At 74.3% G+C, this 828-nt stretch carries 1 protein-coding gene; it reads left to right on the plus strand.

Annotated elements, in window-relative coordinates; translation table 11 throughout:
• Nucleotides 1-34 precede the first annotated feature (34 nt).
• On the plus strand, nt 35-667 hold the full coding sequence (locus AC1D12_RS34460) for an exopolysaccharide biosynthesis protein (protein WP_477845543.1): 633 nt from the start codon (nt 35-37) through the stop codon (nt 665-667).
• The last annotated feature ends 161 nt before the right edge of the window (nt 668-828 follow it).

Here is an 828-nt window from a genome sequence, read left to right on the forward strand (position 1 = left end):
ATCCAAGCCCGCCACGCGCCACCGGAGCCCCGCGATGCCACTCCTTGCCGCCCGCAGCACCGAACCGCCGCCCCCGCCCGATGCGCTGTCGCGCGTGCTGCTCGCGCTGTCGAGCGACCCGCAGCGCGAGCGCATCCGCATCGGCGACCTGCTGCTCGCGATGCAGGACCAGGCGCTGGCCACGCTGATCCTCTTCTTCGCGCTGCCCAACCTGCTGCCGGTGCCGCCCGGCACGTCCGGCGTCCTCGGCGTGCCGTTGCTGTTCCTCGCGGCACAGCTCGCGCTCGGGCTGCCGGCCTGGCTGCCGGCGCCGATCGCGGCGCGCTCGATCTCGCGCGAGCGCTTCGCCGCCCTCACCCGTCGCCTGCTGCCGTGGCTCGCGCGCGTCGAGCCGCTGCTGCGCCCGCGCTGGCCGGCGCTGTCGGCAGCGCTGCCGGTGCGGCTCGCGGGGCTGCTGTGTTTCGTGCTCGGCGCGGTGCTCGCACTGCCGGTGCCGCTGGGCAACATGGCGCCGGCCTTCGCGATCAGCGTGATGATGCTGGGCGTGCTGCGGCACGACGGTGCGTGGCTGCTGGCCGGCGCCGCGGCGGGCGTCGCCTCGCTCGCGATCGCGGTCGCCGTGATCTGGGCGGGGCTGGCGGCGCTGCCGCATTCCGCACTGYCATGACCGGCCTGATCGTCATCGCCATCCTGCTCGTGCTCGGCATCGTCGCCGCCGCCGTGCTGCTGTGGCTGCTGACCCACCCCCTCGATTGAAGGAGCCGTGATGGCCGATGAACCAATGCGTGYGATGGTGCTGCGGCAGCCGGGCGAGCCGCTGCACCTGGA

It is taken from the genome of Rhizobacter sp. P1_G5, assembly GCF_056405435.1.